Source organism: Nocardia arthritidis NBRC 100137 (assembly GCF_001612765.1).
Classification (GTDB): Bacteria; Actinomycetota; Actinomycetes; order Mycobacteriales; family Mycobacteriaceae; genus Nocardia; species Nocardia arthritidis.
Genome location: NZ_BDBB01000042.1, coordinates 32,555 through 57,517, shown reverse-complemented (window position 1 = coordinate 57,517; position 24,963 = coordinate 32,555). Strand labels below are relative to the sequence as shown.

Sequence of the window (24,963 nt, the reverse complement as noted above, 5' to 3'; positions counted from 1 at the left end):
GCCGTCGTTATCGGGCGGCTGCCAGTTCGGCGGCCTTGTCGGCGCCTTCGTCCATTGTCTGCGCCAGCGTCACCAGCGGGTGCGCGGCATCGACGAGGATCTGGCGACCCTCGTCCACCCGGTTGCCGTCGAGGCGGACCACCAGCGGCTTGTTCGCGTGGTCGCCCAGGATCTCCAGCGCCTTCACGATGCCGTTGGCGACCGCGTCACACGCGGTGATGCCGCCGAACACGTTGACGAACACGCTCTTGACCTGGTCGTCGTTCAGGATGACGTCGAGACCGGCGGCCATCACCTCGGCCGAGGCGCCACCGCCGATGTCGAGGAAGTTGGCCGGCTTCACGCCGCCGTGGCCCTCGCCCGCGTAGGCGACGACGTCCAGGGTCGACATGACCAGACCCGCGCCGTTGCCGATGATGCCGACCTCACCGTCGAGCTTGACGTAGTTGAGGTCGTTCTCCTTGGCCTTGAGCTCGAGCGGATCGGTCGCGTCGCGGTCGGCGAACGCCTCGTGCTCCGGGTGGCGGAATCCGGCGTTCTCGTCGAGGGTGACCTTGCCGTCCAGCGCGAGGATCTCGTCCTGCGGGGTGCGCACCAGCGGGTTGACCTCCACCAGGGTGGCGTCCTCGGCGACGAACACCTCCCACAGCTTCTGGATGGTCACGGCCGCGGCGTCCAGCACGTCGGCGGGCAGGTGGCCCTGCTCGGCGATCGAACGCGCGAACGCCAGGTCGACGCCCTTGACCGCGTCGACGGGAACCTTCGCCAGCCGCTCCGGCTTGGTGGCGGCGACCTCTTCGATCTCCATGCCGCCCTCGACCGAGCACATGGCCAGGTAGGTCCGGTTGGCGCGGTCCAGCAGGAAGGAGATGTAGTACTCCTCCGCGATGTCCTTGGCCTCGGCCACCAGGATCTTCTTGGTGATGTGGCCCTTGATGTCCAGGCCGATGATGTTCTGCGCGTGCGTGAGCGCGTCATCCGGGGTGGCGGCGTACTTCACGCCACCGGCCTTGCCGCGGCCACCGGCCTTCACCTGGGCCTTGATCATCACCGGCTTGCCGATTTCCGCCGCGATGGCGCGGGCGTCCTCGGCCGTGTCCGTGACGCGGCCCTCGGACGAAGGCACTCCGTGCTTAACGAAGAGCTCCTTCGCCTGATATTCGAAGAGATCCATGTACTCACCGTCTCGTCTGCGTTGTGATGACAACGTCTTTGTTGGCGGCCCGACGTCGGAAGCGGGTCGGGTCGGACTCTAATCAGTCACATGGAGGGCCAATCGGCCACGTTCATCCTAAGTGGCGCAGGTCACGGAGTGGTGCCCAGGGCGGCAAAACCGCTGGCCAACGCTACTCGCGAGTAGGTTGCTGGCACCGCGCCAGGTAGAGCGGGCGAACCCAGGAGCGAACCGCGATCTACTACAAATCGTCGTTGAACGACCTCTCCGGAGTGCCCATACAGCAGTGAGATATTCCGTGGGGTTAGGGTGATGAATCTCACATGTTTGTCACGGACCCCGCACACCGCTTGTGGGCACGACATCGTTTCGTTACCGTCATTGCGGTCGATGTCACAACACGGTCACGACTAGGAGGACGGCAAGCTTGATGCAGCACAGCACTCCGCAGACGGAGAGCCGCTCCGCATTCGACCGATCGACGCCGCTGGTCAAGCGGCATCCGAGTTCCATCCGCTTCACGATGTGGCACCGCCGATGAACCACAGCTCCACCTTCGCTTCCGATGATCGCTTGCGGTCGGGACATCGTTATCGCCCCGACGACGAGCCCTTCGCTCCGGCGGCCCGCCACGCAGGCCCCTCGTTCGACGAGCACCACGCCGGGTACGAGCCAGCGCCGCAGGCGGACTACGACTTCCGTCCCGCCGGTGGCGATTACGGCTTCGCGGCCGAGCCCGTACACGACTCGGGCTACGACCAGTCGGCCTATCAAAACGCGGCCTACGACAATGCTTGGGACACCAACAGCGCCTGGTCGCAACAGAATTGGGCACAGCAGGACTCCTGGTCTGACGGCGGCGCCTGGAACTCCGGCGACGCGTGGGCCGAGCAGGAGTCCTGGACGCCCGACGAGAAATCCTGGGTATCCGACACCGGCTGCTGGGCTCCCGAGGAATCCTGGGCGACCGAGACGACCGAGCCCGAGGCCGACGAGGAGCCGAGCGCACCCGTCCTCCCGACCGTCATCCGTGCGGGCCGCTCCGCGAACAAGCGCGGTGGCGCGCACCGGGTAGCGGCGCCGCCCGCCGCTCTCAAGGGTCGGGCCGCCGTCGCCGCCGTCGCCGCGGGCGCGGTCGTCGCGGCGGGGCAGGCCGCGTTCTCCTCGCCCGAACAGCCGTCGCAGGCGGTCGATTACGAAGCCGCGGGGCAGATCCACGAGATCGCCGCGCAGTCGATGAACATGGCCGATCCGACGGCGGCGCCGGACTCCCCCCAGGTGCTGAACGTCTCCTCGCCTGCCCACCTCGATCAGTTCAACGACATCCTGCAGAAGGGCCAGAAGTACGCCGAGGACCTCGCCGCCCAGGAGGCGTCGAAGCTTCGTCCGCTCTTCACCAAGTTCGCCGCAGGCACCTTCACCTCCGGCTTCGGCGCCCGCTGGGGTGTGCAGCATCTCGGCATCGACATCGCAGGCCCGATCGGCACCCCGATCTACGCCGTCGCCGACGGCACCGTCCTCGAAGCCGGTCCCGCGTCGGGCTTCGGCATGTGGGTCCGCCTGCTGCACGACGACGGCACCGTCACCATCTACGGCCACATCGATACCGCCACGGTGTCGCAGGGCCAGCGCGTGCTCGCCGGAGACCAGATCGCCACCATCGGCAACCGCGGCTTCTCCACCGGCCCGCACTGCCACTTCGAGGTCTGGCTGAACGGCGTCGACAAGGTCGACCCGCTGCCCTGGCTGGCGACCCGCGGCATCAGCCTCGGCCCGCAGCGCGACTGACGCGACGTGGTGCGTGCCCGACCTGCCACCGCCGTGAGCTGATCGCGGCACGACGGGTCGGGTCTGGATCGCTCCCGACGTGGAGGCGTACTTCGAGGCGAGTGCCGTAGTGGGCTACGTTCGCGCACAAGGAACGTTCCGGGCGCGTGAACCCGGCTGCGGCCAAACAGACCGGGCGGCTCATCCCCGGGCGCAACAAATTGTGGGCTCGAGCTGCCGAACGGAGTTCTGGTGGCCGCCACCGACGCTCCGGTCCGCAACCGCGAACTGATGCGCCTCCTGCGCAAACATCTACACCGGCCACCCGCCCCGCCGACACCGAAGCCCTGCTGGCCCTCGGCGCGGTCCTCCTCCGCTCCGACCCGGCCCTCGGCCTCACATTCGGCGCTGACGGACCTGTGACGCCGGGCGCATGAAGCCGGATACCTCGCGCGAGCCGCGCTGACATATTCCCGCATTGCTCGTGTTCGGCGGATCCGGTCGGATAAGCGCAACTCGGCCACATGCGACCCGACCCGACTCTTCTTCAGGGGGTGGGCTTGCGTTTCCAGCCGAGGAACACGGAGTCGCCTGCGGGTTTCCAGGGCAGGAAGATGGCGATGGCACCCGCGACGATCAGCGAAGCCGAAACCGTGACGTAGGAGGCGAGTTGGAACCCCTCCATGGACGCGGCCTTCATCGCGTAGATCAGGTCGGCCTTCTGCTGGGCGAAGGCCGGGTTGATGGGGCGCTTGGTCATTTCGAGTACAGCGATGACGCTTTCGCGGGCGAAGCTCTTCTCGTTCGGGGTCATCAGGAAGTCGGGGATGGCATCGATGCGCGGTCCGACCTCGGTGGTGTACACCGACGCCACGATCGATCCGAGCACCGCGACGCCGAGAGTTCCCCCCGCCTCGCGGGTGGTGTCGTTGACCGCCGAACCGGCTCCCGCTTCGTCCAGGGCCACCGAGGCCATGATCGATTCGGTCGCCGGGCCCTGCACGATCGCCAGCCCCAGACCCATCAGCACCATCGAGACGAGCACAGGACCCACATACGGTGTCTCCACTTTCACCTGCCCGGCGATGAACATCCCGACACTCATCACCACCAGACCGAAGACGATGACTGCCGTGGTGCCGACCTTCTGGGCGATCAGCGTGGCCAATGGGGCGCCGACGGCGATGGCCACGGCGAACGGTAGCGAGTGCAACCCGAATTGCAGCGGCGACAGCTCCATCACTCCCTGGAAGTACTGGGTGATCATGAACAAGAAGCCGAACATGGAGAAGTAGCCGACCGCGATCGCCACCGCGGGCAGGGAGAATCGCCGGATCCGGAACAGGTTCATGTTCAGTACGGGCGAGCCGGTGCGCATCTCCCATCGGACGAACACCGCGAAGCAGACCACGGCGAAGGCGAAGCACGTCAGGCTGGTCGGGGAGAGCCAGCCCTGACGCGGCGCGGCGATGATGGTCCACACCAAGGTGGTGACGCTCAGGAGCGACAGGGCGATGCCGATCACATCGAGCCTGCCGGTGTGTGCCGCCTTCGACTCCGGAAGCAGTATGCGGGCGAGAAGCAGGACGATCGTCGCGACGGGAACATTGACCCAGAAGACCGAGTGCCAGGAGAAGTGCTCGAGTAGCCAACCCCCTGCGGTGGGCCCGATCGCGATGGCGAAGCCTGCCATCGCCGTCCACGCCGCGATGGCGACGGTCCGTTCCCTGACGTCGGTGAAGATATTGATGATCAGCGCCAACGTCGCGGGGAATACAGCGGCGGCGAACACTCCCATAGCGGCGCGGGCGGCAATCACCTGCCCCAGGTCGGTCGCCAACGCGCCACCCAGAGACATGACGGCGACGCCGGCCAGTCCGAGCATCATCACCATGCGGCGGCCGTAGCGATCTCCGAGGTGGCCGAACGCCAGCAGCAAGCCCGCGAAGGCGAGCGTGTACGCGTCGACCACCCACTGCAATCCGCTGAAACCGGCGTGTAACTGCACCCCCAGGGACGGCAACGCGACGTTGACGACGGTGTTGTCGAGCACCACGAGCAATTCCGCGACGCAGATGACGACAAGGGCCGGCCACCGCCCGCGCATGCTCGGGGTCGCGGTGTGCGCAGCCCGTGCGGCCGGCTCGGCGACAGATGAGTGGGGCATGGGAAATCACTCCTCGTCATTGCAATGCGGGCCACGCGGAAAGTGGCTGCCGACCCCGACCGGGCACGGCGCTAGCCACCGCGGACCGGCAGTCATGGGGTGTCGGCGGGGCAGCTCGATTCCGCGACAGCACCGCCTTTTGTGGGACGCCGACCCGTGGTGGGGTTCGGACCGGTTCCCTCCGGACAAATTGATGTTACTTCGCGTAACGTTAATGGCAGCGTAATAGAACATCTGGTCTATCGCAAGTGATGGGGTCGCGCATTCTTCGAAGAGATCTGGAGAAGAGACTCCATCCAGAAGACTGGATGGTCTACCGTTCGGTGCGTCGCTAGGCTGGATGGCCTGTACAGAGGGGAAGAGGCTCATGGCTGCGGATGCGCGACGGCGCTTGATCGAGAGCGCGATCGAGCTGATCAGACGCCGAGGGGTGGCCGGCACCGGGGTGGCCGATCTGCTCGAGCACAGCGGCACCGCACGACAATCGATCTACAAGCATTTTTCCGGCGGAAAGACGGAGTTGATCGAGGAGTCCGTCCGGACCGCAGGCGCCTGGATCGAGCAGATGATCGAGCAGATGGCCGAGACGCTGTCGTCACAGGAAATGCTGCGGGCCTTCGTCGAGTATTGGAAATGGGTGCTGGTGACCAGCGACTACCAGTCCGGGTGCCCGATCGCCGCCGCGGCATACGGCGGAAGCGAAGCACCGGCCGCCCGAGAACTATCCAGCCAGGCATTCCGGCGCTGGGAACACCACCTGGCCGAGAAAGCCATCGCGCAGGGCGTACCAGCCCGGACAGCCCAGAGCCTGGCGACCACGACAATCGCGGCGATCGAGGGCGCGGTCATGATGTCGATCGCAGACCGCAGCATCGCACCCCTCAACCGCACCTACGACCAACTCCGCGAACTGCTCGGAATCCATCTCGAGGCACCCTGACCACGCCGCCCATCAAGACAACGGACGCGGACGGTTACGAACGGTCAGCTACGACATCGACGTATGTGGACGCCTAGGGTGCGGCCGCGACAGCGAGACCGAGCAACGCGACGACTTTGGCGACCTCCAGGCCGATGTACCAGTAGTGCGCGTGCGAGCGCGGCAGATCTTCGCCCGCCAGCACGCGATCGGCGCGGCGAGACAGCGGCGGACGCACCACGAGGATCTGGACGGCCAGCAACACCACGGCCACGCCCAGCCACAACCAGGTCGGCTTGCCGGGGCCCGCGATCAGCGCGGCGACCACCAGCAGCACGGCGAGCACGGCCTCGGCGGCGTTCAGCGCACGGAACACCAAGCGGCCGATGCCGAGACCCAGCGGCAGCGTGACCCCGGGCGCACGGAACTTCAGCGGCGCTTCCAGGAACGAGATGGCCAGCACCATGCCGAGCCACAACATGGGCAGAAACCACAGGATGTGCTGCGCGACCGTGTCCATATCGCGGACCTTACCGGCGGAACGCGTCCGCGCGGCAGGGTCCGAAGGCCCGATCCCGGTAGCTCAGAGCTTGACCAGCGTCCGGCTGTACTGCGGGATCAAGCGGATCTTTCCCGCGGTGCCGAAGTCGATGGTCACCGTGGCCAGCGGCCCGAAGCCCTCCGCGGCGATCACCCGGCCGAGACCGTATTTGTCGTCGCTGACCCGATCGCCCACGGCGAGAACCAAGTTCGTGTTGTTGCGGGTCGCACCGCCGGGAGCGGGCCTGCGCGGGCCGCGATCGCGCAAGCCGGGCCGTGGCTCCGACCACCCGTCGCCGCGCGTCCAATCCCGTTCCAGCCCGTCGTCGTCCCCGCGCCGCCGCAGACCCCTCGTACCAGGCGATCCGGCGGGCTCGAGCCTGCGCCAGTCGATGAGGTGGCCGGGGATCTCTTGCAGGAAACGCGATTCCGGGTTCGACACCGGCTGCCCCCAGCCGGATCGCACCACCGCCCGCGTCAGGTACAGGCGCTGCCGGGCCCTGGTGATGCCCACGTAGGCGAGGCGGCGTTCCTCGGCCAGCTCGGTCGGATCGCCGAGCGCCCGCATGTGCGGGAACTGCCCGTCCTCCCAACCGGTCACGAACACCACCGGGAATTCCAGGCCTTTGGCGGTGTGCAGCGTCATCATGGTGACCACGCCGGAGCCCTCGTCCGGGATCTGGTCGGTGTCGGCCACCAGCGAGACCCGCTCCAGGAACGCGGCGAGCGAACCCGGGTCCGGCTCCCCTTCGCCTGCCTCGGGCAGTAGCCCCTCCTGCCGGGCCGCCTCCGCGTTGTTCTGCGCCTCCGAGCTGAACTCCCGCGCGACGCTGACCAGCTCGTTGAGGTTGTCCAGCCGGGCGCCGTCCTGGGGGTCGTCGGATGCCTCCAGTTCGGCGCGATAACCGGTGCGCTCCAGCACCGCTTCGACGACGTTGCCGACATCGGGGAAGTCGGACTCCTCGCGTTCGCCCGCGGCCCGGATGTCGTCGAGCAGCTCGAGGAAGCCCGCGATGGCTCGCTGCGCGCGCGTGTTCAGCAGCGCCACCTTGCCTTCGGCGGCGTCGCGCAGCGCGGCGGCGAAACCGATGCCGCGCTGCTCGGCATGGACCGCCACGCAGGCTTCCGCGCGGTCGCCGATGCCGCGGCGCGGCGTATTCAGGATGCGGCGCATGCTCACCGCATCTTCCGGGTTCTCCAGCACACGCAGGTAGGCGACGATGTCGCGCACCTCTTTGCGCTCGTAGAAGCGGACGCCGCCGACCACCTTGTAGGGCAGGCCCATCCGGATGAAGATCTCTTCCAGCGCGCGGGAGTTGTTGTTGGTGCGGTAGAACACGGCGACGTCGCCGTAGTTGGCCTCGCCCTGGTCGACCAGCCGGTCGATCTCGCGCGCGACGAACGAGGCCTCGTCGTGCTCGTTGTCGGCGACGTAGCCGGTGATCAGATCGCCTTCGCCGGAATCGGTCCACAGCTTCTTCTCCCGCCGGTTCTCGTTGCGCGAGATCACCGCGTTGGCGGCGGAGAGGATGTGCTGGGTGGAGCGGTAATTCTGCTCCAGCAGAATGGTTTCGGCGTCGGGGAAGTCGCGCTCGAACTCCTCGATATTGCGGATGGTCGCGCCGCGGAAGGCGTAGATGGACTGGTCGGCGTCGCCGACCACGCACAGTTCGCTCGGCGGGACCCGGTCCTCGCGGCCGTCCTCCACATGGTGGCCGACCAGCTCGCGAACCAGGACGTACTGCGCGTGGTTGGTGTCCTGGTACTCGTCCACCAGCACATGCCGGAACCGGCGGCGGTAGTACTCGGCGACCTGCGGATGATTCTGCAGCAACGCCACCGTCTCACCGATGAGGTCGTCGAAGTCCAGCGCGTTCGCCGAGCGCAGCCTGCGCTGGTATTCGGTGTAGACCCGCGCGACCAGGCCCGGCAACTCGGTGTCGTCGGATTCCGCGTCGGCGGTGGCGCGGGCCGGATCGATGAGTTCGTTCTTCAGATTCGAGATCGCCGTCGCCAGCAGGCGCGCGGAGTACTTCTTGGTGTCGATGTCGAGGTCGCGGCTGATCATGGTGAGCAGGCGCCGCGAATCGTCCGCGTCGTAGATCGAGAAATTGGAGTTCAGCCCGGACAGCAGCGCCGCCTGGGTGCGCAGGATGCGGACGCAACTGGAGTGGAACGTCGAGACCCACATGGCGTTCGCCCGCGGGCCGACCAATCCGGTCACCCGCTCCCGCATCTCCGCGGCGGCTTTGTTGGTGAACGTGATGGCCAGTACCTGGCCCGGCGTGACGCCGCGGGCGGCCAGTAGGTAGGCGATGCGGCGGGTGAGCACCGCCGTCTTGCCCGAGCCCGCGCCCGCCACGATGAGCAGCGGGGATCCGGTGTGCACGACCGCCGCGCGCTGCGGCGGGTTCAGGCCGTCGAGCAGGCGCTCGGCCTCCTCGGCGCGCCGCTGTTCCCGCTCGGCGCGCTGCCGCTCGCGCTCCGCGTCGGTCGGCGGCGCCGCCGCGCCGGCGGCGGGCTGCGACCCCTCCGCCGCGTTACCGCCGGCGAACTGCGGTTTCGATGCCGGATCCGGGTGCACGATCCGACCGGCCTGCGTCTTGGGAGCCACCGTGATGTCCATCGTCCATCCACGCTACCGGCGGTCACCGACACAGATGAAGCCCCGGGTGAGATCGGTATCGGTTCGGCGCCGGATGGCTGAACGGCGAGTGAACTCCCGCTGGTGGGAAGGGCGGGTGAAACAACCTGCGAATCTCGCGCGATTCCCAAATGTATACGTTTTGCATACCCCCCAGCCCGTGGCACACTGGCGACATGCTCAGCGCTTTCGCAAGACATCCGATTCGGCTGCCAGCCGAACGCCGGGATCGCGGAGCCTGCACCTGAGCACACCTTTCTGGGGGGACAATACGAGGCCCCACCAGGTCTGTTTCACGGTGAAAGAACCGATCGGTAACGAGCCGCGAGGACGTGCCGATCCATGTTCTGACACGAGGAGATGAATGATGAGCACCCCTGCCACGACGACCGGGTCCGAATCCGCGCTGCCGCAGACCGAGGCCGAGATCGACAAGCTCCGCAAGGAGATCGATCGTCTCGACGCGGAGATCCTGGCCGCGATCAAGCGCCGGACGGAGATCTCCCGGATCATCGGCCGGACGCGCATGGCGTCGGGCGGGCCGCGCCTTGTGCACAGTCGCGAGATGAAGGTGCTGGAGCGTTTCAGCGAGCTCGGCCAGGAAGGCCACACCCTCGCCATGCTGCTGCTTCGCCTCGGCCGCGGTCGTCTCGGCCACTGAACTGAAAGTACGCGGCGCGCTCGTCGGACCGTCGCTTCTGAACAGGCCGCCCCGGGTGTCATGCACCCCGGGGCGGCCGCCTCATGTCCGCCCCGTGCCCGCACACGGTCCACCGACGCTATCCGGGGGCTGCGGCCGATCCCTCACCTGCGGTGGAATCACTCAGGACACGCAGGTCGGCCCTCAGCTCGGCTTCCAGCGGTTCGGCATGCGAGCGGATAGCGGGATGCACATGGCGAAGATGCTCCAAGTCCCGACTCGTCCGTTCGATCGCGGCCGCTCGTTCTGCGGGGGTGCCCTCCGCCGCGATCGTGCGATTGGTCAGAACACGCCAATCTATTCCGGATCGGTCCAACGCCTGTCGCAATGCCGCACCGGGTGGCTGGTGCAATCCGATGAAATCTATGTCTGCGGTGGTGAGGTCGAACATCTGGGCTTCGATGAAGTGGTTGACGCGAAAGTCTGCTCCGAGATAGTCGCGGCCGATCGGAGCGAGCCCGCTCATTCCGGCGCCATAGGAGTATTCCGACGGGTTGTCCATGGGGGAAGGTATCGCCAGGTCCCTCTCCACCAGCGAGTCACCGAACGTGATGGTCGTTCGTGACCGGACCTCTGGCTTCAGGTAGATCTGATTGTCGCCGTAGTTCAGCTCCGACAACGCATCGATGATGCCCGGTTGTGATGGGCGCACTCCGTCCACGGCAACGTAGCCGTAGACGGGTGGGTTGTCGTGGACGTGCGGGCCGAACCATTCTCCTTCGGCATGGGCGCGATTGCCGACAGGGTTGCGAGCGCCCCTGATTCGCCCTTCCTCGAGGATGGCCACGAGTTCGTCGTCGCGGACCCGGATAGCGAGAGGCTTCCCGTCGAGCGCATCCTTCAGCTCTCGCCGCATCTGCTCACGTAACTCGGCGCTGTCCCGGCCGAGAGAAGCCGCTGATTTTTCGATTCTCCCGTCGATGAGGGCGTATTGCTCCAGCCGGGACAGCCGACGGTGGGCTATGAAGTCGGACCATTCGTCGTCGGTCGGTCCCTTCTCGCCGAAACGTCGGCTCAATTCGGCGTCGAGTCGCTGTCCGGCCTGGTCCAACGACGCTCGGTCCGGCGGCGGGGGGCACAAATCCCGCCTGGTACCGGCATCGCCGCCTGCCGAGGACCATTGGCGTCGGATCGCGAGAGCACCGTCGGCGTCGCCGTGCGTGTGCACATCGGCGACTCGCCGGGAAGCGCGGGCTGCGCCTGTTTTCATATCGGCGACGCCCCTGGCTCCCCTCCTGGTCAACCGTTTCAAATCGTCCACGGCCTGCAAGAAGACTCTGACAATGCCGTTGCTCAATCAGGCATCACCGGCGCCCGCACCTTCTCATGATCAGCTCTTCGCCCCTCATCGAAATCCAAGTCGAGGCTAATACCGATGATCGACGCAGTCGTCCCCCGAATGCATGGGGCGGGGACAGGCGCGCTCAGCGCGGAACTGGCCAGGTGCGCGCGCCCCGCGGACTCTCAGGTGCGCGAGCGATCGACTTCGGCAATGCGGAACCCGCGGCGCGCTCTCACGTGAGCGCGATGTACTTGGTGGACAGGTACTCCTCGATCCCCTCCGTGCCGCCCTCCCGGCCGAAGCCGGACTCCTTGACGCCGCCGAAAGGAGCAGCGGGGTCGGAGATGACGCCGCGGTTGACGCCCACCATGCCGGATTCCAGACCCTCGGCAATCCGCAGGGCACGGTCGAGGTCGCGGGTGTAGACGTAGCTGACCAGGCCGAATTCCGTGTCGTTGGCGGCGGCCAGCCCTTGCTCCTCGGTGTCGAAGCCGACGATCGGGGCGACCGGGCCGAACACCTCCTCGCGCAGGATCCTGGCCTGCGGCGGGACGTCGCGCAGGACCGTCGCCGGATAGAACCAGCCGGGGCCGTCGGGCGCCTTGCCGCCGATCAGCACCCGCGCGCCCTTCCCGACGGCGTCGTCCACCAATTCGCCGACCGTACGCAGTTGCTCCTCGTTGATCAGCGGGCCCAGCGTGGTGTCCGGGTCGGCGCCCGGCCCGAGCCGAACGCTGCTCTCCATTGCTTCGACCAACTTGGTGGTGAACTCTTCGAGCACGCTGTTGTGCACGTGGAAACGGTTGGCGGCGGTGCACGCCTCGCCACCGTTGCGCAGTTTCGCCAGCATCGCGCCCTGCACGGCGGCATCGATGTCGGCATCGTCGAACACCACGAACGGCGCGTTCCCGCCGAGTTCCATCGAGGTGCGCAGCAGCCGGTTCGCGGATTTCTCCACCAGCTTCTTGCCCACCTCGGTGGAGCCGGTGAAGGTGAGCTTGCGCAGCCGGGGATCGTCGAGCAAGGGCTGGGTCACCGCGCCGGAGTGGCTGGAGGTGAGCACGGACAGCACGCCGTCGGGCACCCCCGCCTCGCTGCACAGCTTCGCCAGCAGCAGCATGGTCAGCGGCGTCGCCGAAGCGGGCTTGACGATCATCGTGCAGCCCGCGGCCAGTGCGGGACCGATCTTGCGCGTGCCCATGGCGAGCGGGAAATTCCACGGCGTGATCGCCAGACACGGGCCGACCGGTTGCTTGTGCACCATGATCCGACCGGTCCCGGAAGGCGCGTGCAGGTAGCGCCCGTGCACCCGGGCTGCCTCCTCGCCGAACCAGCGGAAGAACTCGGCGCCGTAGCGCACCTCGTTGCGGCTCTCCGGCAGCGCCTTGCCCATTTCCAGGGTCATCAGCAGGGCGAACTCCTCCGCGCGGGCGGTGATCTGCTCGAACACCTCGCGCAGGAGTTCTCCGCGCTCGCGCGCGGGCGTGGCCGCCCATTCGTCCTGCGCCGCGACGGCCGCGTCGAGCGCGCGCATCGCGTCCTCCGGCGTCGCGTCCGCGACGCGCGTCAGCACCTCGCCGGTCGCCGGATTGTGCACCGGGAAGGTGCCCGCGCCGGTGGCGTCGACGGGCCGCCCTGCGACCCACAACTGCTTCGGCACGGATTCGAGAAGTTCGCGTTCGGACACCATGACGCCAGCCTAAGCCTCACGACGGAAGCGCATCCGCCGAACGCGCGCCGGTCCGGCCGGCTCTCCACGCAGGCATCCGTGCGCGCGGCTGTGCCTGCTTGTAGTCTCGGCGAACGTGAGCAGCGACATCACCGCGACGGCGGCATGGCGGAAACTGCACGATCACCACGGCACCGTCGCCGGACGACACCTCAGGGAGTTCTTCGCCGACGATCCGGCCCGGGGCAGCGAGCTGACCGTCCAGGTGGCGGACCTGCACATCGACTACAGCAAGCACCGCGTGAACCGGGAAACCCTGCACCTGCTGGTGGAATTGGCGCGCGAGGCGGGCGTGCCCGAGCGGCGCGACGCGATGTATCGGGGTGCGCACATCAACACATCCGAGGACCGCGCGGTCGGCCACATCGCCCTGCGGCTGCCCGAAGGCGAGACGATGATCATCGACGGCGTCGACGCGGGCGCCGAGGTGCACCGGGTGCTGCGGCGGATGGGCGAGTTCACCGACGCGCTGCGCTCCGGCGCTTGGCGCGGGGCGACCGGCGAGCGCATCACGACGGTGGTCAACGTCGGCATCGGCGGATCGGACCTGGGGCCGGTCATGGTGCATCAGGCGCTGCGTCATTACGAGGACGCCGGTATCGGCGCCGAATTCGTCTCGAACGTCGATCCCGCCGATCTGGTCGCGAAACTGGACGGGCTCGATCCGGCCACCACGCTGTTCATCGTCGCGTCCAAGACCTTCTCCACCCTGGAGACGCTCACGAACGCGACCGCGGCCCGGCGCTGGCTGGTCGCCGCGCTCGGCGAGGACGCCGTGGCCAAGCACTTCGTCGCGGTGTCCACCAATGCCGAACGGGTCGCGCAATTCGGTATCGACACCGAGAACATGTTCGGGTTCTGGGATTGGGTCGGCGGACGGTACTCGGTGGCCTCGGCGATCGGCCTTTCGGTGATGGCGACCATCGGCAAGGAGCGCTTCGCGGAATTCCTCGCGGGCATGCACGCCGTGGACCGGCATTTCGCCGAGGCGCCGCTGGAGGCGAACGCTCCGGTACTGCTCGGCCTGCTCGGCGTCTGGTATTCGAACTTCTTCGAGGCGCAATCCCATGCCGTGCTGCCCTATTCGAACGATCTGGCCCGCTTCCCCGCATACCTACAGCAATTGACCATGGAGTCCAACGGGAAGTCGGTCCGTGCCGACGGCACACCGGTCACGACCTCCACCGGCGAGATCTTCTGGGGCGAACCGGGCACCAACGGGCAGCACGCCTTCTACCAACTGCTGCACCAGGGCACCCGGCTCATTCCCGCGGATTTCATCGGATTCGCGCAGCCCACCGACGATCTGGCCACCAGCGACGGCACCGGCAGCATGCACGACATCCTGATGAGCAACCTGTTCGCGCAGACCAAGGTGCTCGCGTTCGGCAAGACCGCCGAGGAGATCGCGGCCGAGGGAACAGATCCCCAGATCGTGCCGCACAAGGTGATGCCCGGCAACCGCCCGTCCACCACCATTCTCGCGCCGCGGCTCACCCCGTCGGTCGTCGGTCAGCTCATCGCGCTCTACGAGCACCAGGTCTTCGTGGAGGGCGCCATCTGGGGCATCGACAGTTTCGACCAGTGGGGTGTCGAACTGGGCAAGCAGCAGGCGCTCGCCTTGGCCCCGCTGCTCACGGCGGCCCAAGATCCGCAGCCGCAGGACGATTCGTCGACGGATTCGCTCATTCGCTGGTATCGCGCGCACCGCTGAGTTCGTCAGCGCGCTAGGCGGCCCCGCCGGGCGGGGGTTCGCGCCGCGCCTCGTCGAATCGCCGGACGATGCGCGAAGTGGATATCGCGATCAAGGTACCGATGACGCCCAGGTCGAAGACGACTTGGACCATCGTGGCCACTTTCGCCGCGGGCCCGACCGCGTGCACGTCGCCGTAGCCGACCGTCCCGAGGGTGATGATCGTGTAGTAGAGCGAGTCGGTTCGCGTGCGCAGACCCTCGAACTGGCCGGGCGCGCGCTGTTCGAGCACGTAGTAGTACAGGGCGAAGAACGTCACCACGACGCAGACCACGAGCAGTACGTCGTTGATCCGTCCGGCGGTCGTCGCCGGATCGCGGAGGTACCGCCGGATGCGCCACCACGCCAGCCAGATCAGGCCCGCGACTCCGAGGACGAAGGCGACGAGCCCGAGCAGCCCGGCGGGGCGGCCGAGCGGCTGGATCTCCAGCGGCAGAAAGTAATAGAACAGCAGAGCGCATACCACGGCCGGCGCATTGAACAGGGCGCCCGATACTCTGCCGCCTGCGCGATTCTCCGTCATTGATTCATCATCGAGCCTGGTAGAGCGGGTGAGCCACCGCACGCGCCGATACGCGGTCCGTCTCTTCGGATGCCGCGGGCCGGGGGCGGTGAGCGGCGCGGAACCCCCGCGAAGTGATCTGAATCACACCCTGTCACAGGGGGTGCTCCTGCGGTGTCTTGATGCCGACCCCCGAAGTGAAGGAGACACCATGACTGGGAATACCGATGTGGTCGTGGTCGGCGGCGGCTACCTCGGCCTGGGCCGGCGTGCCGCCACCGTGCGGGTCGCCTCCAGGGACGACGTCGCGAGCGGGTTCTACCTCGGCGGTCGCCTGGCCGCGAAGATCAAGGAGTTCGCCCGCACCGACGTGGTCGAGGAATTGGCGCCGAAAGCATGTCGATGGCGCTGATGCTGCCGGAGAAACTGACCCGCGTCGAATTCGAGACCTCGCTCACCCTGCGCTGAATCCGGTAGACGGGACAGCCACCGCGTAGCTTCCCGCCTGCCCGCGCAGCACGAGGTCGGCGCGCTGCTCGGTGGCCGCGACGAACTCCGCGTTGCGCAAGTCGCTGTCGCGCACCTTGTCGTACGCTGCCGCGGGCGTGCGACCACCGCGAATGTGTCTGCGCAGCAGGCGATCCTCGATCACGTCGCGCGCCGCGTCCAGATACCAGCACTCGTCCAGGAGTGCCCGGACCGCCGACCATCGGCGCGTGCCGAAGTCGTCGAGCAGCAGATAGTTGCCCTCGGTGAGGACAATGGACTGCCGGTCGAACACCACACCGCCGGGCACCCGGGCGTCGACAGACCGGTCGAACGTGGGCCATTCCACCGGCTCGCCCATCGGTGTAGTCCGCAGGCGTCGCAGCCCCGCGAGGTAACCATCGACATCGAAGGTGTCCGGCTCGCCCTTGCGGGCAAGACTTTCCGACGCCCGGAGGATGTCGTTGTCCAGGTGAAATCCGTCCATGGGTGCGATCTCGGCGATCATGCCGCCCGCCTCGCGGTTGATCGCGTCGCGCAGCGCGATCGACAAGGTGGATTTCCCCGCGCCCGGCGGCCCCGCAATGCCCAGCAGATATCGTCCCCGCCCCGCACGCTCCCGCACCCGCCGGACCAGCCAGCTCAACGGTCTCTCGACGAACTCCCCTGCCACCGCCGCCACACTACCGGCGCTGCCCTGCCGCCGACGCGTGCCGCGGGTGTCCACACCCGCGCGGTGGACTTCGCGTGACTGTTCGTCACACAGAACAGCGGTGCCGCGATTACGCACTACCGCGAAGGCGCTGGCGTACCTGGGCCGACAGGTCGGCCGCCCGGTCGCGCAGCGCCTCGGCGAACATCCCTCGGGATTCGGCGGTATCGCGATCGCCGCGATGGGCCAGGACGGTGCGCCGGACCGCGGCGGGGTGGTCGATCCGCAGCAGCGCGATGGTCGGCGGCAGCACGGGAACGGCGATGCCGGGGACCACCGTGACGCCCAGTCCGGTCGCGACGAGGCCGAGTTTGGCGAACCAGTCGCGGGCGACGTGCGGGCCCGCGCCGAGGGCGTGACCACGCGCGGGGAGAGCTACGACCAGACCTACTGCTTCGTCTTCCGGGTCGCCGAGGGGAAATTACGCGAGGTGGTCGAATACTGCGATACGGCGTTGGTCGAGCGCGTACTGACCCGGCCCGCCTGATACCGGCGACGGAACGCGTGCGCGGGCGGCGGAGCGGGCGGACAACGCGGGGCCAGAGTCTCGTTACGACGCCGTGCCCCGGGGCACCCGAACCGGTCCCCCGGGGCACCGGCGGCTCAGACGAAGGCGCGCTCGATGATCGCGCCCGTGTCGACGCCGGTGGGCAGCGTGCCGAACGCGATGCCCCAGTCGTCGCCGAGCCTGGTGGCGCAGAAGGCGTCGGCGACGGCGGGGTGGCCGTGGCGAACCAGCTGAGCGCCTTGGAGCACGAGCGCCATCAACTCGACGACGCGCCTGGCGCGGTATTCGATGTCGTCGAAATCCGACAATTCCTTGCCGACCCGGGCGATCGCGTCGTCCAAGCGCGGGTTCTCGCCTTTGGCGCGCGACACTTCGTCGAAGTACGCCTCGACCGTCTCCGGCTGACGCCCCATGGCGCGCAACGCGTCCAGCGCGGCGACGTTGCCCGATCCCTCCCAGATGGACATCAGCGGCGCCTCCCGGTACAGCCGCGGCATGCCGGATTCCTCGGCGTATCCGTTGCCGCCCAGGCATTCCAGCGCCTCGGCCGCGTGCGCGGGCGCGCGCTTGCACACCCAGTACTTGGTGACCGCCAGCGCGATACGCCGCAGCGCCGCCTCGGCCGGATCCCGGCCTGCCCGGTCGGTGGCCCCGGCCAGCCGCATCATCACGGTGGTCGCGGCGTCGGACTCGATCACCAGATCGGCCAGTACATTGCGCATCGCGGGCTGGTCGATCAGTTCGGCCCCGAACGCCTTGCGGTGCCTAGCGTGGTGCACCGCGTACACGGCGCCCGCGCGCATGCCGGTGGCCGAGCCGATCACGCAGTCCAGCCTGGTCATGTTCACCATCTCGATGATGGTCTTGACACCCGCGCCCTCCGCGCCGACCAGCCAGCCGACGGCGTTCTCGTATTCGATCTCCGACGAGGCGTTGGACTTGTTGCCCAGCTTGTCCTTGAGCCGCTGGATGCGGATGGGGTTGCGGGCGCCGTCCGGCAGCACCCGGGGCAGCAGGAAGCAGGACAGGCCGCCGGGTGCCTGCGCCAGGGTGAGGAACATGTCCGACATCGGCGCGGAGGTGAACCATTTGTGCCCGACGATCCGGTAGGTGCCGTCCGGCTGCGGCGTCGCGGTGGTGGTGTTGGCGCGGACGTCCGAGCCGCCCTGCTTCTCGGTCATCGACATGCCCGCGATGAGCCCGGCCTTGGCGGACGGTTCGCGCAGCCCGAAGTCGTAGACGCGGGAGCCGAGCAGCGGTTCGAATCGCGCCGAGAGTTCCCGGTTGTGCCGCAAGGCGGGGACCACCGCGTAGGTCATGGAGATCGGGCACATGTGGCCCGCGTCGGCGACGCCCCAGGTGTAGAACTTCGCCGCACGCGCCGTGTGCGCGCCGGGTCGGTCGTCCAGCCACGGTGCGCCGTGCAGGCCGTGCTCGACGGCGACGCGCATCAGGTCGTGCCAGTGCGGGTGGAACTCGACCTCGTCGACGCGGTTGCCGTAGCGGTCATGGGTGCGCAGCACCGGCGGGTATTCGTTGGCCAGCCTGCCCCACTCCTGCGCCTGCGCGCCGCCCGCGAGCGCGCCCAGTTCCCGCACCTCTGCTTCGGCCCAGCCCGCGCCTTCCCGGTGCAGGCCCTCGAGCAGGGCCGGATTGCGCGAGGCGTCGAAGGGCACGATGTCGGGCACCTGGTTGAAGACTTCATGCGTCTGCATCTGACACTCCTGATTCCAGCCGGGCGTCACCCGCGCCCGGGTCGTCGCGCACGCCGAGCGCGCGGATCGCGAAAGCGGTGATTTCGGGGACGACGGATTCGCCGTGCGGCGCGTCGGCGAGCGGGCCGACCAGCACCTCGCCGATCGCGCCGACCAACGCGGCCGCGCTGATTCTCGGGTCCTGCGGGGGTAGCTCCCCCCGCGAGATACCTTCGGCCACCGCCGATTCGAAGGTCTCGGCGAACGCGCGCCGGAAGCGCAGGCGTTCGCTGTCCACGGCGGCGTCGACCGGCTCGGCGAGCAGCACGTAGGCCAGGTTCGGATTCTTCAGCGCGCGGCCCGCGAAGGTCGCCACCGCCGCGGTCACCCGCTCGACGGCCGATCCGCGCGAACCCGCCTCGGCCACGGCGGCGACCTCGCGGGCGACCACCTTCCGGAACACCGCCCGCACCAAGGCGGACTTGCCGTCGAAGTTCTTGTAGACGGTGCCGGTGGCCACGCCCGCCTCGGCCGCGACCGCCGCCATGGACAGCGCGGCATATCCGCCGCGGGACAGCACCTTGGTCGCTGCGTGCACGATCAGCCCCGCCTGGGCGTCCAGGCGGGCCTGCACGGCGGGGGTTCTGCGGTAGGCCACCCAAGAAGTGAAGCACGGATTCATTTCTTCACGCAAGGGTGCTTTTACGGCGTATGGTCGAGCGCGTGACCGTACTCGTCGAACGCAACGGCCCCGTGACCACCGTGATCCTGCACCGGCCCGAAGCGCGCAACGCGGTGGACGGGCCGACCGCCGCGGCGCTGGCCGACGCCTTTCGTGAGTTCGACGCCGACCCCGAGGCGGCGGTCGCGGTGCTCTGGGGCGACGGCGGCACGTTCTGCGCCGGCGCCGACCTCAAGGCGCTCGGCACCGAGCGCTCCAACCGCGCCGCCGAGGACGGTGACGGCCCGATGGGACCGACCCGAATGCGACTGTCCAAGCCGGTGATCGCCGCGGTCTCCGGCTTCGCGGTGGCCGGTGGCCTGGAACTCGCCCTGTGGTGTGACCTGCGGGTTGCCGAGCAGGACAGCACCTTCGGCGTCTTCTGCCGCCGCTGGGGCGTCCCACTGATCGACGGCGGCACCATCCGGCTGCCGCGGATCGTCGGCGCGGGCCGCGCCATGGATCTGGTGCTCACCGGACGCGCGGTCGACGCCGACGAGGCGCTGCGGATGGGACTTGTCAATCGCGTGGTCCCCACCGGCGAAGCCCGCCGCGCCGCGGAGGCCTTGGCCGCGGAACTGGCCGCGCTGCCGCAGACCTGCCTGCGCTCGGACCGGATGTCGCTGCTCGAGCAGGAGGGGATGACCGAGGAGTCGGCCCTGCGCAACGAGTTCCGCCACGGCCTGACGGCACTGGCAGGCGGCGCCCTGGACGGGGCCGCGCGCTTCGCGTCGGGTGCGGGCCGGCACGGCGCTCGCGCTTGAACCCGATGGGCCGCCTGAGCGTCGTCGACGAGATCTTTCTGCGTGGCCACCGCGGGCTCGGCACGCCGATCGCCCTGCAAGGGCTGTGGCGGACGGCCGACCGAATGGACCCGGCGCTGCTGGAACGGGTGCACGCGGCCCTGCGCTCGGGACCGTTGGGCCGCAGGGTTATCGGCTCGCGCGTGCCGGGCGCTCGCCGGGCCTGGCTCCCGAACGTGCGCGCGTATCCGATCGACCGCGCCGAAGGCATCCTCCCGGTCGCGGAACTGCTCGACTGGGCCGACACGCAGGACGCCGGGCTCGATCCGGAATATGGCCCTGGGTGGCGGCTTTCGACCGCGACTCTGGACGACGGCGGTTCGGCCGTCTCTCTCACCTGTTCGCACGCACTGGCCGACGGGCGCGCGCTGGTGCTCGCGGTGGACGACGCGCTGGGCGGCGCTCGGGTGCGTCCGGCGGATCTGTCCGCGCGGGAATCGGATTGGGCCGACGCCCGGCGCCAGTGGTCGATCGTCCTGCGCGGCACCGCGGCTGCGCTGCGGCACGGGATACCGCGGCAACCCGTCGTGCCGCGCCGGGACGAGCAGCCGCGCGGGGCGGGCAACGCGACGCACAGCGCGATCCTGCAATGCCCGGCCGCCGAGTGGGACCGCGTGGCGGCGCGCGACGGCGGCACGGCGAACAGCCTGTTCATCCACCTCGTCGCGGCCGTGCTCTGGGACAGCGGATTTCCCGGCGACACGATCGAAGCCAGCCTGCCCGTCGACACCCGCGACGAACCCCGGGTCGACAACGACCTCGCCATGACGCGCATCGCGATCACCCGCGCCGACACCCCGGCGACGATCCGCGCACTGGCCCGTTCCGCCTACGAGCACCGCATGTCCGCACCGAGCGGCATGCCCGAAGAACTCCTCCAGGTGATTCCGGACCGCTGGGCCTACGCGCTGTCCGAGGGCGCAGGCGAACGGGACATCCTGTGCTCCAACATCGGAACGCTCCCCGCCTCGCTGCTCCGACTCGGCCCGCACCGCTGCACCGGCGTCGCTACCCGCGCCATCCATCCCGGCCTGACCGCCGCGCGACTGCCCCGCACCCGCCTCTCCGGCTACCTCTGCCGAATCGGCGACGACTATGTGCTGAGCCTGGTCGGCCTGGACCCGGCGCGGATCGCGTCGGCCGGTGCGTTGCGTGAACTGGCGCTGCGCGCGGCGAACTGCGCGGGCTTGCACGCCGACGCGTGGTGATTCCCGCGGGCTGACGCGCCGAGCCGGGGTCGTCCGTACGGGCGCGCCCGCCGAGCCGCAGGCATATCCACGGGCGTGCACCCGGCTCGCGGGTCTCCGCGGCGATTTCGACGACACGCGCGATATTTCGGCGAACGGCGGGGAGTTTCGGCGACCTGGTATGAAATCGGAGGGTTTCGCTCGCCGGTCACCGGCGGTTCGCGCGAATGCCGACGACGACCGCGATCGGTCGGGTCGGCCGACTCGCCGTGTCGGCGTGATCACCGCCGTCGGCCGCACCGCCCGATAAAGTCTGCGGCGTAGGCCGACTGGGGCCGCGACGACCCCTTTGCCGTGCAGTCCTTCGCGCATGAAGTTCCGATTCCATCGATACTCGACTGGAGCATGATGAACCGAAAGCATTCGCGTACTCTCGCCGCGATCGTAGCGGTGGTTGTGGCCGCCACCGGCGCTTTCGCTGTTTCCGATTCCGTGGCGGACGCCGCGCCAGGAGAGATCGACGCCGGCGGACTGCATCTGATCGCGTCGGCGAACGCCAACAATGTCGTGCCCGCCGGCGGTGACATCGCGCCGGGAGTTCCATTCGTGCACGCGGTGAAGGTGTCCGGCGACTTCTCGGTATCTCTCGACGGCCCCTCGGCGCTGCGCGGCGGGGAAATTGCCATCGGATATCTGATCGGCTGCGCGGTCGACATCTCCAACGGCATCTCGATCGGTATCTCACCGAGTGTCGGCGCCGATGTCGGGATCGCGCCCTCCTTCGGCCTGCAGGGCTCCCTCACCTGGGATGCGCCCTCCGTGCAGATGAACATGCCCGATCAGGGGATGAACATGCCCGATCACCAGATGAACGTGCCCTCCCTGCAACTGTTCACGCCGCCGAGCGTCAGCGTCGGCGCCGCCGTCGCCATCCAGCCCAGCTTCGACGTCGAGGCGGGCCTCGCCGTCGAACTCGCGGTGAATCTGGCCCCCGGTACGGTCACGGCGGCGGTGATCGGCGCGGCGGAAATCGACGAGGAATCCGAATTCCCTTACACCTTCGCGCACACCAATACCCCGTTGAATATCAGCGGCTGCCTTTCACCGGCCTCGGCCATGCCGTTTGTCACCGTACGGGCCGATTCGAAAAGGGCCACAGCGCAAACGACGGGTTACGGCGCAGCGTTCTGGTTCTGACCGGCGCACCGCACCGATCCGTCCAGCAGCGCGCGCAGACCGCAGTCGAATGCGAAAAAGGCGAGTGGCCGTGCGAGTTACGCGCCGGATCAGCCGGCCGCGCGCTCCAGGACATCCGGGGGAACCCGAACGCCGGGGTCCAAGTCCGCGGAGTCGATCGGGGGGTCCCAGGTCTGGCGCAGCGGGAGAACACCCGCCCACACGCCCCCCTTGTCGATGTCCGCCGGGTCGTCCTTCGGGCCGCCGGCACGGACCTTCACCGAGGCCTCGGTGAGGTCGAAGGCGAGCACTTTCGTGGCGGCGAGTTCCTTCTTGCTCGGGGGCCGCACGCGAGACCACGCGCCGGGCGCCGCGTGTTCGACGATCACGCGCAGCCCGTGCAGGCGCTCGTCGTGATCGGTCACCTCGCGAGCCCGTCCGAGCACGACCGCGGAGCGGTAGTTCATCGAGAAATGCATGGCCGAACGCGCGTAGACCACGCCGTCGACCAGGGTCACCGCCACCGAGATGTCGGCGGCGACGGCCGCGCGCATGTTTCCCGCGCCGGTGGAGCCGTGCAGGTAGAGCGTGTCGCCGTCGCGGCCGTAGGCGGTCGGCAGCACGACCGGCGTGCCACCGAGCAGCACGCCGAGGTGGCAGATCAGCCCGGCGTCGAGTACCGCGTCCAAGTCGGCGCGATCGGTCCTGGCGCGGTCGGTCAACCGGGTCGGTGTGCTGCGTGGCGTGGGCGAGAGCGGTTTGCGTGCGGCGGCTGTTTCGGTCATGGACTCAGCATCGGGGTGCGAATGGCATCATCAAAGTGCCAATCCGAATGATTTTCAGCAGTCCACCTCGAGGGAGCGAACCGTGCTGGAGGACCTTCCCCTCGATCTCGACCGCGACCTGGCGCAGCCGCTGTCGGTGCAGATCGCCGAACAACTGCGCCGCGCCGCGACCGGCGGACCGCTGCGCGGCGGCGACCGACTACCGTCCACCCGCGCGCTGGCCGGGCGACTCGGGGTCAGCCGGACCGTGGTCGCCGCCGCTTACGACCAATTGCACGCCGAAGGCTGGATCAGCGGCAAGCGCGGCTCCGGCACCTACCTGACGACCGCACCGGCCCCGGCGCCCGCGCGCACCGATTCCGCCCACGACCCGGACGCCGGGCCGCGGCTGTTCGATCTCGCCCCCGGAGCGCCGTGCGTCGACGCCATCGACCCGGCCGCGTGGCGACGGGCCTGGCGCGCCGCCGCGGATCACGTCCCGCTCGTGCGCAAGGACCGCGCGGGCGAGCCGGAGTTCCGCACGGCGGTCACCGAGCATCTGCTGCGCCATCGCGGGATCGGCGCGGGCAGCGACACCGTGCTGCTCGCCACCGCGGGGACCAGCTCCGCCGTGAGCGAATTGGCCGCGGCGCTGCTGCGACCGGGCGATGCCGTCGCCATGGAGGATCCGGGCTATCAGCGCGCCGCGGGGGCCTTCACGGCGGCGGGCCTCGAGGTCGTCCCGGTCCCCGTGGACGCGCACGGCCTGCGCGTGGACCTGCTGCCCGCCCGGATCAAGGCGGTGTATTGCACTCCGGCGCATCAATTTCCGCTCGGTGCGCGGATGCCCGCGGCGCGGCGGGTCGAACTCGTCGAGCATGCGCGCGCGGCGGGGATCTTCGTCATCGAAGACGACTACGACGGCGAATTGCGTTACGACACCGCGCCGCTGCCGCTGCTGGCCACCATGGCTCCCGATGTGGTCGTCCACCTGGGCACGACGAGCAAGATCCTGTCCCCCAGCCTCGGTGTCGGCTGGTTGCTCGCCACTCCGGAGATCGCCGGGGCGGTGCTCGCCCACCGGGAGCGCACCGGCACCGGTCCGAGCCCGGCGGGCCAGCGCGTGCTGGTCGCTTTCGCCGCGCACGGCGATCTGGCCAGGCACCTGCGCAGGCTGCGCCGCGCGCTGCCACCGCGCCGGGCGCTGGTGGTGACCGCGTTGCGCCGCCGCGGCGTCGGCGTGCTCGGCGACGACGCGGGCTCGCACGTCGTCGTGCCGGTGGAGTCGGCCGAGGCCGAGCGTCGCGTGATCGCCGCGGGGCAGGCGCGTGGCGTCGCGCTCGACGGTCTGTCCAGGTATTACCTCGGAACCCGCCGTGATCACTTCGGCGTCGCGCTCGGCTACACGGCGCTGCCCTTGCCCCAGCTCGCCGCGGCCGTACCGATCGCCGCGGAATGCCTCGCCCGGCCGTAGCATGGTCCGCATGAGCGAACAGGACATCTTGGGGCGTATCAAGGAACTGGTCGACCAGGAGCACCAGCTGCGCTCGCAGGCCACTCGCGGCGAGTTGGACCCGAAGACCGAGCGCCAGCGCTTGGCCGAACTCGAAGTGATGCTCGATCAGGCCTGGGACCTGCTCCGCCATCGCCGGGCGCGGATCGAGCAGGGCGAGTCTCCCGACGGGGTCCGGCCCAATACGGTCTCGCAGGTCGAGGGCTACCTGCAGTAGGCGCG

Annotated in this window: 22 protein-coding genes; 11 read left to right on the top strand and 11 right to left on the bottom strand. The window is 68.7% G+C overall.

Annotated features, from left to right (window positions below; translation table 11 throughout):
• Positions 1-7: 7 nt before the first annotated feature.
• Positions 8-1,174 (bottom strand): ADP-forming succinate--CoA ligase subunit beta, encoded by a 1,167-nt coding sequence (sucC, locus tag NA8_RS25650; RefSeq protein ID WP_063052914.1) that lies wholly within the window; start codon positions 1,172-1,174, stop codon positions 8-10.
• Between the two features lie 537 nt (positions 1,175-1,711).
• On the opposite strand from sucC, the gene NA8_RS25645 reads away from it, so the two are divergent.
• Complete coding sequence (locus tag NA8_RS25645) at positions 1,712-2,962, top strand: M23 family metallopeptidase (protein ID WP_063052913.1); 1,251 nt, start codon at positions 1,712-1,714, stop codon at positions 2,960-2,962.
• 526 nt (positions 2,963-3,488) lie between these two features.
• Here the strand turns inward: NA8_RS25645 and NA8_RS25640 are convergent.
• A complete protein-coding gene (locus NA8_RS25640; protein WP_063052912.1) occupies positions 3,489-5,048 on the bottom strand; it encodes an MFS transporter in 1,560 nt (519 codons plus the stop codon).
• Positions 5,049-5,475: 427 nt separating this feature from the next.
• On the opposite strand from NA8_RS25640, the gene NA8_RS25635 reads away from it, so the two are divergent.
• Positions 5,476-6,048 carry a TetR/AcrR family transcriptional regulator gene (locus NA8_RS25635; RefSeq protein WP_063052911.1) on the top strand — a complete coding sequence of 191 codons (573 nt, stop codon included), beginning with the start codon at positions 5,476-5,478 and terminating at the stop codon, positions 6,046-6,048.
• Between the two features lie 73 nt (positions 6,049-6,121).
• Here NA8_RS25635 and NA8_RS25630 read toward each other — a convergent pair whose 3' ends face one another.
• Both NA8_RS25630 and pcrA read right to left on the bottom strand, forming a co-directional pair.
• Positions 6,122-6,547 carry a hypothetical protein gene (locus tag NA8_RS25630; protein ID WP_063052910.1) on the bottom strand — a complete coding sequence of 142 codons (426 nt, stop codon included), beginning with the start codon at positions 6,545-6,547 and terminating at the stop codon, positions 6,122-6,124.
• 63 nt (positions 6,548-6,610) lie between these two features.
• Complete coding sequence (pcrA, locus tag NA8_RS25625) at positions 6,611-9,193, bottom strand: DNA helicase PcrA (RefSeq protein WP_063052909.1); 2,583 nt, start codon at positions 9,191-9,193, stop codon at positions 6,611-6,613.
• Between the two features lie 385 nt (positions 9,194-9,578).
• Between pcrA and NA8_RS25620 the strand changes: the two genes are divergently transcribed.
• The gene (locus NA8_RS25620) at positions 9,579-9,872 is read left to right on the top strand and encodes a chorismate mutase (RefSeq protein WP_062977356.1); all 294 of its coding nucleotides are present in this window, start codon (positions 9,579-9,581) and stop codon (positions 9,870-9,872) included.
• Between the two features lie 118 nt (positions 9,873-9,990).
• Here the strand turns inward: NA8_RS25620 and NA8_RS25615 are convergent, their stop codons facing one another.
• Positions 9,991-10,962 carry a hypothetical protein gene (locus NA8_RS25615; RefSeq protein ID WP_157106917.1) on the bottom strand — a complete coding sequence of 324 codons (972 nt, stop codon included), beginning with the start codon at positions 10,960-10,962 and terminating at the stop codon, positions 9,991-9,993.
• Positions 10,963-11,425: 463 nt separating this feature from the next.
• On the bottom strand, positions 11,426-12,883 hold the full coding sequence (locus tag NA8_RS25610; RefSeq protein ID WP_063052907.1) for an NAD-dependent succinate-semialdehyde dehydrogenase: 1,458 nt from the start codon (positions 12,881-12,883) through the stop codon (positions 11,426-11,428).
• Positions 12,884-12,998: 115 nt separating this feature from the next.
• On the opposite strand from NA8_RS25610, the gene pgi reads away from it, so the two are divergent.
• Positions 12,999-14,636 (top strand): glucose-6-phosphate isomerase, encoded by a 1,638-nt coding sequence (gene pgi, locus NA8_RS25605; RefSeq protein WP_063052906.1) that lies wholly within the window; start codon positions 12,999-13,001, stop codon positions 14,634-14,636.
• Positions 14,637-14,649: 13 nt separating this feature from the next.
• Here the strand turns inward: pgi and NA8_RS25600 are convergent, their stop codons facing one another.
• A complete protein-coding gene (locus NA8_RS25600) occupies positions 14,650-15,198 on the bottom strand; it encodes a potassium channel family protein (protein WP_063052905.1) in 549 nt (182 codons plus the stop codon).
• 190 nt (positions 15,199-15,388) lie between these two features.
• Here NA8_RS25600 and NA8_RS25595 point away from each other — a divergent pair, with 190 nt between their 5' ends.
• Entirely contained in the window at positions 15,389-15,589 is a 201-nt protein-coding gene (locus NA8_RS25595) for a hypothetical protein (protein WP_157106916.1), read from the top strand.
• 42 nt (positions 15,590-15,631) lie between these two features.
• Here the strand turns inward: NA8_RS25595 and NA8_RS25590 are convergent, their stop codons facing one another.
• Positions 15,632-16,336, bottom strand: coding sequence for a nucleoside/nucleotide kinase family protein (locus NA8_RS25590; protein ID WP_063052942.1), 705 nt, complete (start codon positions 16,334-16,336; stop codon positions 15,632-15,634).
• 100 nt (positions 16,337-16,436) lie between these two features.
• On the opposite strand from NA8_RS25590, the gene NA8_RS25585 reads away from it, so the two are divergent.
• Positions 16,437-16,862 carry a nuclear transport factor 2 family protein gene (locus NA8_RS25585; protein ID WP_063052903.1) on the top strand — a complete coding sequence of 142 codons (426 nt, stop codon included), beginning with the start codon at positions 16,437-16,439 and terminating at the stop codon, positions 16,860-16,862.
• A 116-nt stretch (positions 16,863-16,978) separates the two neighbouring features.
• Here the strand turns inward: NA8_RS25585 and NA8_RS25580 are convergent, their stop codons facing one another.
• Together NA8_RS25580 and NA8_RS25575 are read right to left on the bottom strand one after the other, a co-directional pair.
• Positions 16,979-18,598, bottom strand: coding sequence for an acyl-CoA dehydrogenase family protein (locus NA8_RS25580; protein WP_063052902.1), 1,620 nt, complete (start codon positions 18,596-18,598; stop codon positions 16,979-16,981).
• Positions 18,585-19,235 carry a TetR/AcrR family transcriptional regulator gene (locus tag NA8_RS25575; RefSeq protein WP_063052941.1) on the bottom strand — a complete coding sequence of 217 codons (651 nt, stop codon included), beginning with the start codon at positions 19,233-19,235 and terminating at the stop codon, positions 18,585-18,587. Before NA8_RS25575 ends, NA8_RS25580 begins: the two co-directional genes overlap by 14 nt.
• Before the next feature lie 65 nt (positions 19,236-19,300).
• On the opposite strand from NA8_RS25575, the gene NA8_RS25570 reads away from it, so the two are divergent.
• The 3 genes from NA8_RS25570 (at position 19,301) to NA8_RS25560 (ending at position 22,485) form a co-directional block, all read left to right on the top strand.
• Entirely contained in the window at positions 19,301-20,062 is a 762-nt protein-coding gene (locus NA8_RS25570) for a crotonase/enoyl-CoA hydratase family protein (protein ID WP_174550136.1), read from the top strand.
• 5 nt (positions 20,063-20,067) lie between these two features.
• On the top strand, positions 20,068-21,309 hold the full coding sequence (locus tag NA8_RS25565) for a hypothetical protein (protein ID WP_063052900.1): 1,242 nt from the start codon (positions 20,068-20,070) through the stop codon (positions 21,307-21,309).
• A gap of 435 nt (positions 21,310-21,744) precedes the next feature.
• A complete protein-coding gene (locus tag NA8_RS25560; protein WP_169810561.1) occupies positions 21,745-22,485 on the top strand; it encodes an MspA family porin in 741 nt (246 codons plus the stop codon).
• An 89-nt stretch (positions 22,486-22,574) separates the two neighbouring features.
• Here the strand turns inward: NA8_RS25560 and NA8_RS25555 are convergent, their stop codons facing one another.
• The gene (locus NA8_RS25555) at positions 22,575-23,249 is read right to left on the bottom strand and encodes a pyridoxamine 5'-phosphate oxidase family protein (RefSeq protein ID WP_063052898.1); all 675 of its coding nucleotides are present in this window, start codon (positions 23,247-23,249) and stop codon (positions 22,575-22,577) included.
• Between the two features lie 82 nt (positions 23,250-23,331).
• Here NA8_RS25555 and pdxR point away from each other — a divergent pair, with 82 nt between their 5' ends.
• Entirely contained in the window at positions 23,332-24,702 is a 1,371-nt protein-coding gene (gene pdxR, locus NA8_RS25550; protein WP_063052897.1) for a MocR-like pyridoxine biosynthesis transcription factor PdxR, read from the top strand.
• A gap of 10 nt (positions 24,703-24,712) precedes the next feature.
• A complete protein-coding gene (locus tag NA8_RS25545) occupies positions 24,713-24,958 on the top strand; it encodes a DUF2630 family protein (protein ID WP_063052940.1) in 246 nt (81 codons plus the stop codon).
• Positions 24,959-24,963: the final 5 nt, after the last annotated feature.

Coding starts and splice junctions, on each gene's coding strand:
- NA8_RS25640 (WP_063052912.1), bottom strand. CDS start 5,048: ATGCGCGGGCGGTGGCCGGCCCTTGTCGTCATCTGCGTCGCGGAATTG.
- pcrA (WP_063052909.1), bottom strand. CDS start 9,193: ATGGACATCACGGTGGCTCCCAAGACGCAGGCCGGTCGGATCGTGCAC.
- NA8_RS25635 (WP_063052911.1), top strand. CDS start 5,476: ATGGCTGCGGATGCGCGACGGCGCTTGATCGAGAGCGCGATCGAGCTG.
- sucC (WP_063052914.1), bottom strand. CDS start 1,174: ATGGATCTCTTCGAATATCAGGCGAAGGAGCTCTTCGTTAAGCACGGA.
- NA8_RS25595 (WP_157106916.1), top strand. CDS start 15,389: ATGACTGGGAATACCGATGTGGTCGTGGTCGGCGGCGGCTACCTCGGC.
- NA8_RS25620 (WP_062977356.1), top strand. CDS start 9,579: ATGAGCACCCCTGCCACGACGACCGGGTCCGAATCCGCGCTGCCGCAG.
- NA8_RS25630 (WP_063052910.1), bottom strand. CDS start 6,547: ATGGACACGGTCGCGCAGCACATCCTGTGGTTTCTGCCCATGTTGTGG.
- NA8_RS25565 (WP_063052900.1), top strand. CDS start 20,068: ATGGGCCGCCTGAGCGTCGTCGACGAGATCTTTCTGCGTGGCCACCGC.
- NA8_RS25555 (WP_063052898.1), bottom strand. CDS start 23,249: ATGACCGAAACAGCCGCCGCACGCAAACCGCTCTCGCCCACGCCACGC.
- NA8_RS25580 (WP_063052902.1), bottom strand. CDS start 18,598: ATGCAGACGCATGAAGTCTTCAACCAGGTGCCCGACATCGTGCCCTTC.
- NA8_RS25545 (WP_063052940.1), top strand. CDS start 24,713: ATGAGCGAACAGGACATCTTGGGGCGTATCAAGGAACTGGTCGACCAG.
- NA8_RS25645 (WP_063052913.1), top strand. CDS start 1,712: ATGAACCACAGCTCCACCTTCGCTTCCGATGATCGCTTGCGGTCGGGA.
- NA8_RS25600 (WP_063052905.1), bottom strand. CDS start 15,198: ATGACGGAGAATCGCGCAGGCGGCAGAGTATCGGGCGCCCTGTTCAAT.
- NA8_RS25610 (WP_063052907.1), bottom strand. CDS start 12,883: ATGGTGTCCGAACGCGAACTTCTCGAATCCGTGCCGAAGCAGTTGTGG.